At 72.5% G+C, this 16333-nt stretch carries 16 protein-coding genes; 6 read left to right on the top strand and 10 right to left on the bottom strand.

Annotated elements, in window-relative coordinates; translation table 11 throughout:
* Nucleotides 1-2: 2 nt before the first annotated feature.
* The 7 genes from AB0877_RS26645 to AB0877_RS26615 form a co-directional block, all read right to left on the bottom strand.
* Nucleotides 3-1604, bottom strand: coding sequence for a carboxyl transferase domain-containing protein (locus tag AB0877_RS26645; RefSeq protein WP_366612270.1), 1602 nt, complete (start codon nt 1602-1604; stop codon nt 3-5).
* A 55-nt stretch (nt 1605-1659) separates the two neighbouring features.
* Nucleotides 1660-2856, bottom strand: coding sequence for an acyl-CoA dehydrogenase family protein (locus tag AB0877_RS26640; RefSeq protein WP_366612269.1), 1197 nt, complete (start codon nt 2854-2856; stop codon nt 1660-1662).
* Nucleotides 2853-4529 carry an acyclic terpene utilization AtuA family protein gene (locus AB0877_RS26635; RefSeq protein WP_366612267.1) on the bottom strand — a complete coding sequence of 559 codons (1677 nt, stop codon included), beginning with the start codon at nt 4527-4529 and terminating at the stop codon, nt 2853-2855. Before AB0877_RS26635 ends, AB0877_RS26640 begins: the two co-directional genes overlap by 4 nt.
* Nucleotides 4526-5323 carry a TIGR03084 family metal-binding protein gene (locus tag AB0877_RS26630; protein WP_366612265.1) on the bottom strand — a complete coding sequence of 266 codons (798 nt, stop codon included), beginning with the start codon at nt 5321-5323 and terminating at the stop codon, nt 4526-4528. The genes AB0877_RS26635 and AB0877_RS26630 overlap by 4 nt, the downstream gene beginning before the upstream one ends.
* A gap of 37 nt (nt 5324-5360) precedes the next feature.
* Nucleotides 5361-5966 (bottom strand): TetR/AcrR family transcriptional regulator, encoded by a 606-nt coding sequence (locus tag AB0877_RS26625; RefSeq protein ID WP_196929148.1) that lies wholly within the window; start codon nt 5964-5966, stop codon nt 5361-5363.
* 417 nt (nt 5967-6383) lie between these two features.
* The gene (locus AB0877_RS26620; protein WP_366612264.1) at nt 6384-7127 is read right to left on the bottom strand and encodes a metallophosphoesterase family protein; all 744 of its coding nucleotides are present in this window, start codon (nt 7125-7127) and stop codon (nt 6384-6386) included.
* A 111-nt stretch (nt 7128-7238) separates the two neighbouring features.
* On the bottom strand, nt 7239-7916 hold the full coding sequence (locus AB0877_RS26615) for a Crp/Fnr family transcriptional regulator (RefSeq protein WP_007466162.1): 678 nt from the start codon (nt 7914-7916) through the stop codon (nt 7239-7241).
* Nucleotides 7917-8059: 143 nt separating this feature from the next.
* On the opposite strand from AB0877_RS26615, the gene AB0877_RS26610 reads away from it, so the two are divergent.
* From AB0877_RS26610 to AB0877_RS26585, 6 genes are all read left to right on the top strand, one after another.
* Nucleotides 8060-8767 (top strand): adenosylcobinamide amidohydrolase, encoded by a 708-nt coding sequence (locus tag AB0877_RS26610; protein WP_366612263.1) that lies wholly within the window; start codon nt 8060-8062, stop codon nt 8765-8767.
* Nucleotides 8768-8778: 11 nt separating this feature from the next.
* Nucleotides 8779-9948 carry a CapA family protein gene (locus tag AB0877_RS26605; RefSeq protein WP_366612261.1) on the top strand — a complete coding sequence of 390 codons (1170 nt, stop codon included), beginning with the start codon at nt 8779-8781 and terminating at the stop codon, nt 9946-9948.
* Between the two features lie 41 nt (nt 9949-9989).
* A complete protein-coding gene (gene nth, locus AB0877_RS26600) occupies nt 9990-10778 on the top strand; it encodes an endonuclease III (RefSeq protein WP_366612259.1) in 789 nt (262 codons plus the stop codon).
* The gene (locus AB0877_RS26595; protein ID WP_366612258.1) at nt 10775-11452 is read left to right on the top strand and encodes a redoxin family protein; all 678 of its coding nucleotides are present in this window, start codon (nt 10775-10777) and stop codon (nt 11450-11452) included. Before nth ends, AB0877_RS26595 begins: the two co-directional genes overlap by 4 nt.
* Nucleotides 11449-12141, top strand: a complete 693-nt coding sequence (locus tag AB0877_RS26590; RefSeq protein WP_366612256.1) for a CoA pyrophosphatase — start codon at nt 11449-11451, stop codon at nt 12139-12141. Before AB0877_RS26595 ends, AB0877_RS26590 begins: the two co-directional genes overlap by 4 nt.
* 63 nt (nt 12142-12204) lie before the next feature.
* A complete protein-coding gene (locus AB0877_RS26585; protein WP_366612254.1) occupies nt 12205-13383 on the top strand; it encodes a MarP family serine protease in 1179 nt (392 codons plus the stop codon).
* Nucleotides 13384-13402: 19 nt separating this feature from the next.
* Here the strand turns inward: AB0877_RS26585 and AB0877_RS26580 are convergent, their stop codons facing one another.
* The 3 genes from AB0877_RS26580 to mycP are packed head-to-tail and all read right to left on the bottom strand — an operon-like array spanning nt 13403 to nt 16329.
* The gene (locus AB0877_RS26580; protein WP_366612252.1) at nt 13403-14107 is read right to left on the bottom strand and encodes a phosphatase PAP2 family protein; all 705 of its coding nucleotides are present in this window, start codon (nt 14105-14107) and stop codon (nt 13403-13405) included.
* A 37-nt stretch (nt 14108-14144) separates the two neighbouring features.
* Nucleotides 14145-14936: a phosphatase PAP2 family protein gene (locus AB0877_RS26575; RefSeq protein WP_366612250.1), complete on the bottom strand. Its 792-nt coding sequence runs from the start codon at nt 14934-14936 to the stop codon at nt 14145-14147.
* A 52-nt stretch (nt 14937-14988) separates the two neighbouring features.
* The gene (gene mycP, locus AB0877_RS26570; protein WP_366612248.1) at nt 14989-16329 is read right to left on the bottom strand and encodes a type VII secretion-associated serine protease mycosin; all 1341 of its coding nucleotides are present in this window, start codon (nt 16327-16329) and stop codon (nt 14989-14991) included.
* Nucleotides 16330-16333 lie beyond the last annotated feature (4 nt).

The raw sequence follows: 16333 nt of genomic DNA, 5'->3' as shown, positions 1-16333 counted from the left end.
CTCTACATCCGGAAGACGCCGAAACCGTCGGCGCCCTCCACCGGTCCGTTGTGGATCGCCGAGAGGCAGAGCCCGAGGACGGTCCGGGTGTCCCGGGGGTCGATCACCCCGTCGTCGTAGAGCCGGCCGGAGAGGAAGAGCGCGCCGGACTGCGACTCGATCTGCTGCTCGACCATCAGACGCATCGCCGCGTCGGAATCCTCGTCGTAGTCGCGCCCCCGCGCGGCAGCCGCCTGCCGGGCCACGATCGACAGCACCCCCGCGAGCTGCGCCGGGCCCATCACCGCCGACTTCGCGTTCGGCCAGGTGAACAGGAACCTCGGCTCGTACGCCCGGCCGCACATGCCGTAGTTGCCGGCGCCGTAGGAGGCACCGAGATTCACCGTCAGGTGCGGCACCGTCGAGTTCGACACCGCGTTGATCATCAGGGCGCCGTGCTTGATGATGCCGCGCTGCTCGTACTCGGTGCCGACCATGTAGCCGGTCGTGTTCTGCAAGAAGATCAACGGAGTGTCCGAGGCGTTCGCGAGCTGGATGAACTGGGCCGCCTTCTGCGCCTCCGCGCTGAACAGCACGCCCCGGGCGTTCGCCAGCACCCCCACCGGATATCCGTGCAGCTCGCCCCAGCCGGTGACCAGCGCGTCCCCGTACGCCGGCTTGAACTCGTCGAAGTCGCTGCCGTCCAGGATCCGGGCCAGCACCTCGCGGGGGTCGAACGGCACCTTCAGGTCGGCGCTGGTGATGCCGAGCAACTCCTCCGGGTCGTACTTCGGCGGCTGCGGCACCGCCGTCCGCGGTGACGGGCCCCGCTTGCGCCAGTTCAGCCGGCGGACGCACTGCCGGGCCAGCCGGATGCCGTCCCGCTCGTCGACGGCCAGATAGTCGGCGAGCCCGGACGTGCCGGCGTGCATCGCCGCGCCGCCCAGCGACTCGTCGTCGGTGACCTCGCCGGTCGCCATCTTCACCAGCGGCGGACCGGCCAGGTAGACCTGTGACCGGTCCCGAATCATGATCACGTGGTCGGACATCCCCGGCACGTACGCGCCGCCGGCCGTGGCGTTGCCGAAAACCACGCTGACCGTGGGGATGCCGGCCGCCGAGAGCCGGGTGAGGTCACGGAACACCCGACCGCCCGGAATGAAGATCTCCGCCTGGGTCGGCAGGTCCGCCCCGGCCGACTCCACCAGATTGACCATGGGCAGCCGGTTGGCCAGGGCGATCTCACCGGCCCGCCGGGTCTTCGCCAACGACCACGGGTTGACGGCGCCACCGCGTACGGTCGGGTCGTTGGCGATGATCAGGCACTCCACGCCCTCGACCACACCGATGCCGGTGACCACGCTGGCCCCGACCGGGAAGTCCGAGCCGTACGCGGCGACCGGCGACAACTCCAGGAACGGGCTGTCGGCGTCCACCAGCAGCTCGATCCGCTCCCGGGGGAGCAGCTTGCCGCGGGCGTGGTGCCGGGTCACGTACTTCTCGCCACCACCCGCCCGCGCCTGGTCCAGCGCGGCGTCCACCTCGGTCAGCCGCTCCAGCAACGCCGCCCGGTTCGCCAGGTACGAGGGTGCGGACGGGTCGACAGCGCTGCCCAGGGTGGTCACAGTGCCTCCTTCGTTCGCGACTGCGGGGCTCGCGGACCCGGCTCACTCCTCGCGCTCACAGACCCATGCCTTTCGCGATGATCTCGTTCATGATCTCGGTGGTGCCGCCGCCGATGCCGAGGATCCGCGCGTCGCGGTAGTGCCGCTCCACCTCGGCGTCGCGCAGGTAGCCGAACCCGCCGTGCAGCTGCAATGCCTGGTCGACGACGTGGTCGCAGGCGGCCACCGCCACGTTCTTCGCCATCGCCACCTCGGTCACGACCGGCTCGCCGGCCGCGACCCGACCCGCGACCCCGTGCACGTACGACCGGGCTGCCTCGGCCCGGGTGTGCATCTCGGCCAACCGGTGCCGGATCAACTGCCGGCTGGCCAGCGGACGCCCGAAGGTCTCCCGGTCCCGGCACCAGCGCACCGCCAACTCGACACAGCGCTGCGCCGTCGCGTACGCCTGGGTCGCCAGCGACAACCGTTCCGCGGCGAAGTGCTGCATGATCGCCAGAAAGCCGGTGTTCTCCGCGCCGATCCGGTTGGCGACCGGCACCCGCACGTCGGCGAAGGACAACTCGGCGGTGTCCGAGCAGTGCCAGCCCAGCTTCTCCAACCGGCGTCCCACTGTGAACCCGGGCGACCCCTTGTCGATGACCAGCAGGGTGAGTTCACCGCTGCCGGGGAAGTCGGTACACACCGCGGTGGTCACGAAGTCGGCCCGGTGCCCGCTGGTGATGTACGTCTTCGACCCGTTCACCACGTAGTGGTCGCCGTCGCGGCGGGCGGTGGTGCGGATGCCGGCCACGTCCGAACCACCGCCCGGCTCGGTGATGGCCAGCGCGCCGATCATCGTGCCGGACAGTGTGGGCCGCACGTACCGCTCGATCAGGCTGTCGTCGGCTGGGGACGCGGTGCCGCCGAGCCGACCGCCCAGCGAGCCACCGGTGCGGGCACCGGCCGCCGCGACCATGTGCGGTAACGCGATCCCGTGCGTGAACAGGGCCGCCACCAGCCCCGACGAGCCGCCGGAGCGGATCAGCTCCTCGGTCACGATGATCGAGTCGAGCAGGTCCCCGCCGCTGCCACCCACCGACTCCGGAAAGCCGACGCCGAGCAGGCCGAGCTTCGCGGCGGTCGCGTGCAGCGCCCGTGGGACCTCGCCGGCCCGCTCCCAGTCGTCCAGGTGCGGCAACACCTCCCGGGTCACGAACGCCCGGGTCAGCTCGCGTAGTTGCCGGCGCTCCGGGGTGTCCACGATGCTCATCGCGGTGCCCCCGTCGGAAGGTCGGCCGGCAGGTCGACGATCCGGGCGCGCAGCAGCTCGCCGAGCGCCTTGGCCTGCGGGTCGAACCGGGTGGACGCGGCCACCCCGGCACCGAGCAGGCCCTCGATCACGAAGTTGACGGCGCGCAGGTTCGACAACTCGTAGCGCCGCACCGACAGCGGGGCGGTCTCCGGCACCAGCTCGGCCAGCCGGTCGACTGTCAGCCAGGTCCGCAGCCACGCGTACCCGGCGTCGGAACGCGCCCAGACACCGAGGTTGGCGTCCCCGGCCTTGTCCCCGGAGCGTGCGCCGACCACCTCGCCGAGCGCCCCGCGTCGGGTCGGGCCGTCGATCGCAGCCTCGGCACCCGGGGCCGATCCGTCCGGCGCAACGGGGGCGGTGCGGGTCGGTGGGGCGATCGGCACCCGCTCGCCACCGGGCAGCACGGCGACGTGCGCCACCGCGTCCTGCGGCACCGCCTCGGCGATGAAGACGCCGTACGGTGTCGCGTCACCGGGCAGGGTGGTCAGCGTGCAGCCCGGGTACGAGGCCAGGGCCAACTCCACGGCGGCGGCCGAGAACGCCCGCCCGGCCCGCGCCTTGTCGCCGTCGCGCAGGTGTACGTGCAGCAGGGCGCTGGCCGCCTCGGTGTCGACGGCGTCCGGATGGTCGGTCCGCGCGAGGGTGAACTCCAGCCCATCCTTGCCCACCGCCTCCTCGACCTGCCCCCGGACCAGGGCCGCCTTCTCCTCGATCTGCAGGCCGCACAGGACGAACGTCATCGAGTTGCGGAAACCGCCGAGGTTGTTGACGCCCAGCTTCAACGTGGACGGGGGCGGGGTGCCCCGTACGCCGGAGACCCGGACCCGGTCCGCCCCGTCGGGGTGCAGCGTCACAGTGTCGAGTCGGGTGACCACGTCCGGCCCGAGGTACGACGGCCCACCGACCTCGTAGAGCAGTTGGGCGGTGACCGTCTCCACGGTGACCGCGCCACCGGTGCCGGGATGTTTGGTGAGCACCGTCGAGCCGTCGGGGTGCACCTCGGCGATGGGGAAACCGGGCCGGTGCCCGCCGTCGGGCAGCTCGGTGAAGAAGCTGAAGTTGCCGCCGGTGACCTGCGCGCCGCACTCGACGAGGTGCCCCGCGACGGTTGCCCCGGCCAGCTCGTCGAGGTCGTCGCGGCCCCACCCGTACCGGGCGATGGCCGGGCCGACCACCAGCGACGCGTCGGTGACCCGGCCGGTGACCACCACGTCCGCGCCGGCGTCCAGGCAGGCGGCGATCCCGAACGCGCCGAGGTAGGCGTTCGCGCTCAACGCGTCCGGTCGTTGGATCGCGTCGCCCTCGACGTACCCGACCTGGGTGGGTAGCCCGAGCCGGTCGGCGAGCTTCTCGATGGCGGCGGCCAGGCCGGCAGGGTTCAGCCCACCGGCGTTCGTCACGATCCGCACCCCTCGGTCGAGGGCGGTGCCGAGGCAGGTCTCCAGTTGCCGCAGGAACGTCTTCGCGTAGCCCAGCTCGGCGTCGCGCACACGGTCCCGAGCCAGGATCAGCATGGTCAACTCAGCGAGGTAGTCGCCGGTCAGCACGTCCAGCTCACCGCCGTCGAGCATTTCCCGCCAGGCGGTGAACCGGTCGCCGTAGAAGCCGGAGGCGTTGCCGATGCGGATCATGCCCGTACCCCGATCCCGCCGGCGGGCTGCCGGCCGTCACCCGGCGGCCCGGCGAAGGCCTGCGCCACGTCGAGCCATTCGTCGGCGACCGGCCCGGTGGCGACCAGAGCGAGGTCCGCGCGGTGCCGGCGTTGGGTGACCAGCAGGCAGAAGTCCCGAGCCGGACCGGTGACCCGGTCGATGGCGTCCGCCGGACCCCAGCTCCAGGTGTCGCCGCCGGGCCCGACCAGCTCGACCCGGACCGGCGCCGCCGGTGCCTCCCGGCCGTGCGCGGCGAAACCGTGCCCGAGGGTACGCACGCCCAGGTGCGCCACGTGCCGGAGCCGGTCGCTGTCGGGGCGGACCACGCCGAGGGCGTCGGCCACGTCCGCGCCGTGCGCCCAGGTCTCCATGATCCGGGCGGTGGCCATCGAGGTGGCCGACATCCGGGTGCCGTACCAGGCCAGTTTGCCGCCGGCCGGGACGGCGGCCAGTGCGTCGACGAGCGCGGTTCGCCCGGCCCGCCAACGGGCCAGCAGGTCGGCCGGCGGGGCGAGGAACTCGTCGGCGCCGACATCGACAAGTCGGGTCACGTCCGTCGCGGTGGCGACCGTCGCGTAGAACGCCTCGGCATCGGTCGCGGCCAACAGCGCGACGTGGTCGGTCCAGGCGAGGTGGGCGATCTGATGCCCGATGCTCCAGCCCGGCGCGGGGGTCGGCCTCGCCCAGTCGACCACGGGCAGTGGCGCAACCAGGGCGTCCAGCTGGGCGGACTCGTCGGCCAGGTCGGTGAGCAGGTCGCTGAGGTCGACCATGGTGCCTCCGGTCGGTGGTGGCCGGTGCGGCCGGCGGTCAGGGCGTGAGCAGGGTGGCGAGCTGGCGCTTCCAGGTGGTCAACAGGGCGGCCCGGCGGGTGGAGTCGTCGCTGAGCAGGTTGGCCACCCCGAGCCCACGGAGCAGGTCGAGCGTGGCCTGCACCGCTTCGCGGACACCGGGTCGACGCTCGTCGACACCGAGGAGGGCGACGGTGAGCCGGTGCATCTCCCGCCCGACCGTCGCCTCCAGCGGCACCAGGGCGTCCCGCAGCTCCCGATCGGTACGGGCGGCGACCCAGAGCTCGAGCGCGGCCACGAACAGTGGGCCGGTGAACGCCACGGCGAGCAGGTCGACGACCCGGTCCAACCGCTGCGGGCCAGCCGGCAACGCCTCGGCCTCGGTACGCAACTCGTCGGCCCGGCGCTCGGCCAGATGGGCCACGGCGGCCGTCACCAGCGCCGCCTTCGTCGGATAGTGGTGCAGCTGTGCCCCACGCGAGACACCGGCCCGCGCCGCGACGACGGTGGTCGTGGTGCCGGACCAGCCGTGCTCGATCAGACAGTCGACGGTCGCCTCCAGCAGTCGGGCCTGGGTGGCGCGGCTGCGTTCCTGCTGAGGGACGCGCGTCGATGCGGTGGGCACGCCAACAGCCTGCTGCCTCCGAAACAAACAGTCAAGCCTGACTTTTTTGGGGGTGGTCCGGTCGGGATCGATGCGCGCCGCGCCCTCGCCTGAGCCCGGCCCGCGCTCGCTGACCCCGACGCGCGCCCATGCGCAGCATTCGCGGTGCTTCGCGCTTTCGCGGTGCCTCGCCGGTCGTGGCGGCCGCAGCGGCCGTAGCAGTCGCTGAAGGCTCGCTATGGAGCTGATGCCGTGAACGAATCACCCATCGACCTGATCAGTCGACCGGGCTCCGCTGATGCCGCAAACGATTCAGCTCGAAAGGGAACCTGACCCACGGTACGCGGCGGACACCCTCGGGCGGTCACCCTCGGGGAGTCACCTCCGGGCGGTCACCTCCGGCGGTCACTCTCGGGCGGCCACCGGGCGTTGCCGGGCTCAGCGGCCGTCACGGGGGCCGAAGACGGTCAGCGCGTCGGCGTCGCTGTGCTGGGAGCGCAGGTACTCGTCGGCCCAGGCGGCAGCGTCGGGGAAGGCCGACTCGGCCGCCACCCGGGCGCAGGCCGCGTCCACGTCGAAAGCGGTGCGGCGTAGTTGGACGCCCGGCCCGAGCAGCGCCCACCACGCGCCCGCGCCCCCGTACGGCATCCCGATGCTGCCCGGATTGACGACCAGGCGCCGATCGACCAGCCGGGTGAAGGGCATGTGTGTGTGGCCGCAGACCACCGTGGAAACCTCGGGGGGAAGACCGTCGAACACCTCAGCCCAGCGCGCCATCCGGGAGTCGACGAGCACGACCTCCTCGTCGTCGCGGGGCGTCGCGTGGCAGAACAGCGTCCGCCCGAGGCCGTCGATGTCCAGCGTCGCCGTCGTCGGCAGTGCGGCGAGCCGGGCCACCTGGTCGTCGCGCAGTTGCCCGGCGGCCCAGTTCGACACCTCGATCGACGCCGGCCGACCAGCCCGGGCCTCGACCAGCTCGCGCTCGCAGTTGCCGCCGACCCAGCACACCCGCTCGCCCAGGCCGGCGAGCACGTCCAGCACCTCGACCGGCTGCGGGCCGGCAGCAATGTCACCGGTGAGCACGATCAGATCGGCGGCGGCCACGTCCGGCTCGGCCAGGACGGCCTCCAGCGCCGGCAGGACGCCATGGATGTCGGAGAGCACGGCGACTCGATTCACCATGGCCCCACCCTGACCGCTGGCATCCGCCGAGGCCAGCGATTCTGCGCCAGGCAGACGGCAGACGTCCCCGCCTGCGGCCGGTGACGGCAGGCGGGGACGCGTTGTTGCTGCTCAGACGCGGGCGCGGCGGGCCAGGCGCTCCGGGTCCAGGATGATGATGCTCTTGCCGTCCAGCCTCAGCCAGCCGCGCGAGGCGAAGTCGGCCAGCGCCTTGTTGACGGTCTCCCGGGAGGCGCCGACGAGCTGGGCGATCTCCTCCTGGGTGAGGTCGTGGGTCACCCGCAGAACGCCGCCGTCGCGGGTGCCGAAGCGGCCCGCCATCTGGAGCAGGTTCTTGGCGACCCGGCCCGGCACGTCCGTGAAGATCAGGTCGGCGAGAGAGTCGTTGGTCCGGCGCAGCCGCCGGGCGAGCACCCGCAGCAGCTGCTCGGCGATCTCCGGGCGGTTGTTGAGCCACGGCCGCAGCGCCTGCTTACGCAGCCGCACCAGCCGGGTGTCGGTCACCGCGGTGGCGGTCGCCGTACGCGGACCCGGGTCGAAGAGCGACAGCTCACCGACCATGTCCGACGGCCCCATCACCGCGATGAGGTTCTGTCGGCCGTCCGCTGCGCGGCGACCAACCTTGATCTTCCCGGACAGCAGGATGTAGAGGCTGTCACCGGGCTCGCCCTCATTGAAGACGATCTCGCCCTTGCGGACCTCGATCGTCTCCATCTCCTTGGCAAGCGCCTCGGCAGCTTCCGGGTCGACACCCTGGAAGATCCCGCTGCGGGCCAGTACCTCGTCCATTGCGCACCTCCGGTTGCGCGTGCCGTCCGTCGGCCGGGGCCGCCGTCCGCTGATCCCCTCGCGCGCCGCCAAGTCTAGGCGCACGTGAGCACGAATCAGAGGTCGCCCCTGGAATCGTGATCGGTAGGCGTAACCTGCCCGACGTGCTGAGCGAGCCGACCCTGACCAGCCGCGCCGAGGACGGGCGGCACGTCCCGCTGCTCGTCTGGCGCGCGGAGGTGCCCCTGCGGGCGGCCAGCAGTGCCCCGCTGGGCGGTGGCATCGGGGTCCGGCGGTGGGTCGTGAACGCGACGGTCCCGATGTCGTACGACCGGGAGGACCCCGCGGCGCACCTGGCCTCGCTCGCCGCCGAGCTGACCCTCGACGGGCCCGGGATCGGTCTGCTGACCGGCGTCGATGTGGCCGAGGTGGTGGCGCGTAGCGACGCCGGGGTGCGGGCCTGGGCCACGGTCGGGCTCGGCACGCCGGTGCCCGCTGCCGCGCCGACGTCGGCCGCGCTCAGCCCACGCGTCGGCACCGTCAACATCGTGGTGTACGTGCCGGCCCGGCTCGCCGACTCGGCGCTGGTCAACGCGGTGTCCACGGCAACCGAGGCGAAGACCCAGGCCATCGCCGAGCTGGGGTTGCCGGGGACCGGTACGCCCACCGACGCGGTCACGGTGCTCTGCCCGGTGGACGGGCCGGAGGCCGCGTACGGCGGGCCGCGTTCCACCTGGGGCGCCCCTCTCGCCCGAGCGGTGCACGCGGCGGTGCTCGCCGGTGGATCCCGGCCGGTCGTGCCGTGGTCCGACCAGCTCACGGACGCGAAGTCCAACCGATCGGCTGTCGTTGGCGCGTTTAACGACCGGTAGGGTCGCGGGCGATGTACGCTCCCGCCCCCCTCGCGTCCCGCCCGCGCCGCCGCGTCGCCCTCGGCCTCGCCGCGCTGCTGGCCGCCCTCCTCGTGGCCGGCTGTGCCGACCCCGGTGGTGAGGCACCCGTCTGGCAGCCCGGCGCGGGAGGTGGTGGCACCGGCGCGCCGGTATCCACGACCGGCCCGAAGGCCACCGGTTCCGGTCAGGGTGGCGCGATCTCGCTCTCCGCCACCGGCGACATCATCATGGGCAACGCGCCCAGTCGGCTGCCCGCCGCCGGCGGTAAGGGCTTCTTCAACTCGGTCACCGACGCGCTCAAGGCCGACCTGGTGATGGGCAACCTGGAGGAGCCGCTGACGGTCGACACGGGCACCGGCAAGTGCGGAGCGAACTCCACCCGCTGCTTCCAGTTCCGCGCCCCGCCGGAGTACGCCGCCCACCTGCGCGACGCCGGGTTCGACGTGCTCAACCAGGCCAACAACCATGGCTACGACTACGGGCCCAAGGGCTACGAGAACACCCAGAAGGCGCTGAAGAAGTACGACCTGGAGCACACCGGCGCACCGAACGAGATCACCGTGGTGGAGGTCAAGGGCGTCAAGGTCGCCGTCGCCGGGTTCTCGTCGTACGTCTGGTCCAACAGCCTCGTCGACATCGACAAGGCCAAGGCGGTGGTCGCCAAGGCCGCCACCATGGCCGACCTGGTCGTGGTGCAGGTGCACATGGGTGGCGAGGGTGTCGACAAGACCCGGGTGAAGCCGGGCACCGAGATGTTCCTGGGCGAGAACCGGGGCGATCCGGTGAAGTTCTCGCACGCGATGATCGACGCCGGCGCCGACCTGATCGTCGGGCATGGCCCGCACGTGCTGCGCGGCATGGAGTTCTACAAGGGCCGCCTGATCGCGTACAGCCTGGGCAATTTCGCCGGCGGCGGCAACTCGCTGAGCAACGCCGGCCGCCTCGGCTGGGGCGGGGTGCTGAAGGTGTCGCTCAAGCCGGACGGCAGCTGGGCCGGCGGCTCGTTCACCTCCACGTACATGAACTCCGCCGGCAAGCCGACCATGGACCCGGACGACCGGGGTCTGGGCCTGGTCACCGAGTTGAGTCGCGCCGACTTTCCGAAGGGCGGCGCTCGCCTCGACGGGCAGGGGAAGATCACCGCGCCGACCGCCGGCTGACCCGACGGGGAACGTCCGGGGTGCGACGTAGGCTGACCGTCGTGACCAGTAGCCCTCCCGGTGCCAGCGAGACCGATCTCGGGCGCAAACGCCGTGCTCGCAAGATCGGCCGGGTGCTGGCCGAGACGCATCCCGACGCGCATTGTGAGCTGGACCACTCCAACGCCCTGGAGTTGGCCGTCGCCACGATCCTGTCCGCCCAGTGCACGGACAAGAAGGTCAACGAGGTCACCCCGAAGCTCTTCGCCCGCTACCCGAGCGCTGCCGCGTACGCGGGCGCCGACCGGGGCGAGATGGAGGAGTTGATCCGGCCCACCGGCTTCTATCGCAACAAGACCGACTCACTGCTCAAGCTCGGTCAGGCACTCCTCGACCGGTACGACGGCAGGGTCCCGGGGCGGCTCGTCGACCTGGTGACGCTCCCCGGCATCGGCCGCAAGACCGCCAACGTGATCCTGGGCAACGCCTTCGACGTCCCGGGCATCACGGTCGACACGCACTTCCAGCGGCTGGTCCACCGGTGGCGGCTCACCACCGAGACCGACCCGGTCAAGATCGAGCACGCGGTCGGCGCGCTGTACGACAAGCGCGACTGGACCATGCTCTCGCACCGGATCATCTTCCACGGGCGACGGGTCTGCCACGCCCGCAAGCCGGCCTGCGGCGCGTGCACGCTCGCGAAGCTCTGCCCTTCGTACGGCACCGGCCCGACCGAGCCGGCCGCCGCCGCCAAGCTGCTCAAGGGCCCTCGGGCGCGCGACCTCGCGGTGGCGGCCGGGGTCGACCCGGATCTGGTGCCCGCGCAGGCGGTCGCTGCGGAGGTGCCGTGAACCGCCGCCTCGCTATCGCCGTCCTGCCGCTGCTGCTGGCGGTCACCGGTTGCACCAGCGGCACTGCCGACGACGATCCGGCCCCCCGCCCGGCCGCCGCTGAACGACCATCGCCGTTCCGGGACTGCTCGACGCTGAGCACGGCACCCACGGCAACGTCGTCCGGCCCCGGCACGGCGACCCCGGCGTCGCCCGGCGCAAGCCCGACGGCCTCCGTCACGACTGGCCCGACGACCCGCGCCGCCGGCGGGTCGGTGCTGCCGGAGCTGACGCTCTCCTGCTTCACCGGCGGCGCCCCCGTCGTGCTGCGGGAGGTGGCCGGGCCGGCGGTGATCAACGTGTGGGCCTCCTGGTGCCCGCCGTGTCGCAAGGAGCTACCCGCCTTCCAGCGCCTCAGCGAACGGGCCACCGGCAAGCTCCAGGTGATCGGGGTCAACAGTCGGGACAGCCGGGGCGGCGCCCAGTCCATCGGTGAGGACTTCGGCGTCCGGTTCCCGATCCTGGTGGACCAGGGCGAGGCGCTACAGCGCGAGCTGAAGCGCAACGCCATTCCGCTGACCCTCTTCGTCGACGGCGACGGTCAGGTCCGGCACATCGACGCCAGTGGCGCTCTCGACGACACCAGGCTCGCCGAGCTGGTCCGCCAGCACCTCGGCCTGGCGGTGCCGGCGTGACCCGTCGGCCACCCGCCTGGATCGATCCGTTGCTGACCCGGCTGGGCACCGCTCGCGCCGAGGACTTCACCCGGCTGACCACGCCGACCGAGGGCGGTCGGGAGAGCGCCGTACTGGTGCTGCTCGGCGAGCAGCCCGGCGCGGGCCCGGACGTGCTGGTCCTGCAACGCGCCGCCACCCTCCGCAACCACGCCGGCCAGCCCGCCTTTCCCGGGGGTGCGGCCGACCCGGAGGACGCCGACGTCCGCGCCACCGCCCTGCGGGAGGCGAACGAGGAGGTCGGCCTCGACCCGGCCAGCGTCACAGTGCTGGCCGAGCTGCCGAAACTGTGGATCCCGGTCAGCGACTTCGTGGTCACGCCGGTGCTGGCCTGGTGGCACGACCCGCACCCGGTGCACCCACGGGAGCCGGCCGAGGTGGCACACGTCGCCCGCCTGCCGGTCAGCGAGCTGGTCGACCCGGCCAACCGACTGCGGGTCCGGCACCCGAGCGGCTGGATCGGGCCGGCGTTCTCGGCGCGCGGGATGCTCGTCTGGGGCTTCACCGCCGGGGTGCTCGCCACCCTGCTCGAGATGGGCGGCTGGGCCCGCCCGTGGTCGCACGACCGGGTGGTGGAGCTTCCGTCGACCCGGGCGACACCGGCCCCGTCCGCCGGCACCGACGAGGCTGACGAGAGCGCCCTGCGCTGACCGCACGGTCACCATCCGCAAGCGATGGTCATCCGGCGGGCACACTGCCCGTACGCTTGAGCCGTGTCCGTCGTGGATCTCGTCCTGCTGCTGCTCATGCTCGTGTTCGCGATCAGCGGATACCGCCAGGGTTTCGTCATCGGCGTCACCTCGTTGTCCGGCTTCTTCCTGGGTCTGCTGCTGGGTCTCCAGCTCGGGCCGCTGTTCGCCAGACAGTTCGTGGACGCCGGCACCCGTGTGCTGATCTCGCTGGTGGCCATCTTCGGGCTGGCGGTGGTCGGGCAGGCCCTCGCCGGTTGGCTCGGCTCGCACCTGCGCAAGACGATCACCAGCGACGTGGGCAGACGGGCCGACGACGTCGGCGGGGCGCTCGTCTCGCTGTTCGCGGTGCTCCTGCTCGCCTGGCTGGTCGCCGTGCCGCTCGGCTCGTCGTCGGTGCCCTGGCTTGCCGCCTCGGTCCGCAACAGCGCGTTGATCACGGTGGTCAACCAGGTCCTGCCGGAGCAGGCACACCGGCTGTCCACGGCGCTGGAGGACACCGTCGACACCGACGGGTTCCCGGACGTCTTCGGTGACCTCGCGCCCACCCGGGCCCGGCAGGTCGACCCGCCGGACCCGGCACTGGCCGGCTCGCAGGTGGTGCTCAGCGGTCGACAGTCGGTCGTGAAGGTGCTCGGCTCCGCGCCCAGCTGCTCACGCCGGATCGAGGGTTCCGGCTTCGTGTACGCGGACGACCGGGTGATGACCAACGCGCACGTGGTGGCCGGCACCCGTTCGGTCGCCGTGGAGCTGGGCGGCGAGCGGTACGACGGCAAGGTGGTGGTCTACGACCCGAGCCGGGATCTGGCGGTGCTGCTCGTACCCGGGCTGCCCGGCCCGTCCCTGCGGTTCGCCGCCGGCAACGCGGGCAGTGGCTCCGACGCGATAGTTCTCGGTTTCCCGCTCGACGGCCCGTACAACGCGCAGTCGGCGCGGGTCCGGGACGTCGACCGGATCAAGGGCCCGGACATCTACTCGTCCAACGAGGTGACCCGGGAGATCTACACGATCCGGGCGCTGGTCCGCAGCGGCAACTCGGGGGGCCCGCTGCTCTCCGCCAACGGCCTGGTGCTCGGTGTGATCTTCGCGGCGGCGTCCGACGACCCGAACACCGGCTTCGCCGTGACGGCGGCCGAGGCCCGCCCGGTGGCGTTGGCCGGTGCCGAGCGCAACAGGCAGGTCGGCACCGGCGAGTGCACCTGAGCGTCGCCGTGAGGTCGGCTCAGCCTTGAGCCGGGGCGGGACGCCCGACGGCCGGCAGCTTTGCCCGACTCCACCGCAGCCCTCGGTCCAGCACGGCACGGGCCATGATCGCGACGCAGGTGCCGCCGTTGACGAAGGACGCCACCACGTCGCTCGGGTGGTGCATGCCCCGGTACATCCGGGTCAGCGCCACGCCCAGCGGCACCGTCAGCAGCAGCGTCCACCAGGCGACCTTCGCGCCGGTGCTCCGTGCCCGCAGCGCCAGCAGCACGGCGATGCCGACGTAGAGCGCCACCGCCGCCGAGGTGTGCCCGGACGGAAAGCTCGACGTGGGCGGCGAGACGTCCATGTGCTCCACCGCCGGCCGCCGTCGGTCGATCGCCAGCGTGGTCAGAAGGAACACCAGTGCCTGGGCGGTCACCGCCGCGCACAGGAACAGCGGCTCGCGCCAGCGCTTCAGCCAGAGCCGTAGCGCCAACGCCACCAGCACGGTGACCACGACGATCATCTGGGTGCTGGCCAGCGTGCTGAACACCAGCGAGACGTCGTTCCAGCCGCCGGTGCGGTCGGCGGCCAACTCCCGGTTCACCGCGTCCTCGACGGTGAACGGCCAGCTACCGGCGAACACCCGGGTGACCAGCACCCCGAGCAGCACCATGAGCCCCAGCAGGAGGGACACCGGCAGCAGCACCCGCCGGACGATCTGGACCACGGTCTCGGACATGGGTCGCCCAGTACCCGGCCGACTTCGCCGTCACTCCTCAGGCCGCTCCCGGCTGCCGCTCGACCTCGGGAGCCACGCCGTCGCGGGTCGGCCGGACCGGCCGAAGACCGGTGTGGGCCCGCCAACTGGTGAACGCGGCGGTAGTGGCAGCGACCACCGCCACACCGAGCAACCATCCACCCACCACGTCGCTGGTGAAGTGCACGCCCAGCGTCACCCTGCTCAGCCCGGTCACCACTGTGAGCAGGACCGCCGCCACCCAGAGCGTGGCCCGCGCCACCCCGCGCCCGGCGTAGGGCAGGAGCACCAGCAGCAGCACCCCGGCGGCCAGGGTGGCGTTCAGCGCGTGCCCGGAGGGGAACGAGTAGCCGGCGGCCCGGGCCACCGGGTCCAGCAACTCCGGCCGGTCCCGGCCGACCAGCAACTTGAGCAGCGGACCGACCAACCCGCCGACGACCATTGTGGTGGCCGCCCAGAGGGCCAGCCGGCGGGCGCCCCGGCGCAGCAACCAGACCACCAGGAGCAGGACCACGGCGCGCAGTGGCATCGGTGCGAACACCTCGGTCCAGCCCCGCATCAGCGCGACCCAGGCCGGGTGATCCTGGGCGTAGCTGTGCAGCGCGTCGGTGACCGCCGTGTCCAGCCGGTGCAACGGCGCCCAGACGCCGAGCACCAGCAGGGTGAGCAGCGCGAACGGCACCAGCACCAGGAACGCCGCGATCGCGGCGAGGGTGAGCCGCAGACCCAGCGCGCGGTCCGGGTCGAATCGGCGGTGCCGCCAGGACGGCTGGCCGGTGGGCGCGAGGGTGGGTGGCCGGTGCGTACTCATGGGTCCGTTCTACCCGGCCGGGCAGCCGCTCAGGCCTGCCGGGCGGTCGCTGTCAACGGGGCCGCTGACGCAGCCGGCGCACCATCAGGGCCGCACCGCTGACCAGAGCGACGATGAGCACGACGGTGACCCACAGTTGCTCCGGCGCGGACGTGTCCTGACCGCCCGCCGCCCGAGCCGTCCAGCGGCTCTGCTGACCGGATGCGGCGAGACCGAGTGGATCGGCGCCCGCCCCGGCCACCGGATCGTCGTCGACCGAGCCGGGCGCCGGACCGAAACCGGTCACGCCCGGCGACGTCTGGTCGTCCAACGGGTTGGCGGTCACCGGCGGCACCTGAGCGGTCAACGCGGCGACCGGATCGACCACCCCGTACCCGAAGCGGTCGTCCCGCCCGGTCGGGCCCAGGTCCCGGGCGGTGGCCAACAACCGGTTGACCACCTCACCCGCGGGCATCTGCGGATAGCGGGACCGGACCAGCGCGGCGGTCGCCGCCACCAGTGGCGCGGCGAAGCTGGTGCCCTGCACCCGCCAGTACCCGCCCGGAGGCTTGGCGCCGACCAGGCCGCTGGCGGGAGCGGTGAGCACCGTAGCCCGACCGGTGATCGAGCCGGACCACAGGTTGTCGCTGCTGCGTTCGAGACCGGACACCGCGATCACACCCGGCTCCCGAGCCGGGTACCAGACCTTGGTGCTGGTGGAGGTGGCCAGGTTGCCGGTGCAGGCGACCACGACCACGTCCCGGACGAACGCGTAGTCCAGGGCGGCGGCCAGGGCGGGGCTGTCACCGCTGCCGCCCAACGACAGGTTGATCACACGGGCGCCGTTGTCGACCGCCCAGCGGACGCCCTGGGCGACGATCAGCGCGTCGTCGTAACGGTTCTCCTCGTCCAGCACGCGGACCGGCAGGATCCGGGCGTCCGGTGCGAGGCCGACCACGCCCCGCTTGTCGTCGTTGCGCCCGGCGATCAGGCCGGCGACGGTCGTGCCGTGACCCACCGGATCCGGGCCCGGGGCGCCACCGGGGCCGACCAGGTCCTTGCCGGGCAGCACCTGACCGACCAGGTCGGGATGGTTGCCGTCCACTCCGGAGTCGACCACCGCCACCGTCACGCCCCGGCCGGTCGAGCTGCGCCACGCCGTTTCGGCCTGCAACTCGTCGAGCTGCCACTGCTCGTCGCGGACCTGGTCGGTGCGGGCGACGGCGTCACCGGGGGCGAATGCCATCGGCGCGCCGGCGAGCTGTCCACCGTTCGTGGGCGCGGCGACCGGCACGACTGCCGCGGTCGGGGCCACGACGGCAAGCGCCGCGGCCACGCCGAGCAGCGCCCGGCCGGTCGCTCGTCGGGCCGCCGACGGACCGCTGTGCCGCACCCCAGTCACATACCCAGCCATTCAT

The sequence above is a fragment of the Micromonospora sp. NPDC047644 genome (genome assembly GCF_040704315.1).
Lineage (GTDB): Bacteria > Actinomycetota > Actinomycetes > Mycobacteriales > Micromonosporaceae > Micromonospora.
The sequence above is the reverse complement of the archived record's forward strand: the minus strand, read 5'-3'. Positions and strand labels throughout refer to the sequence as shown.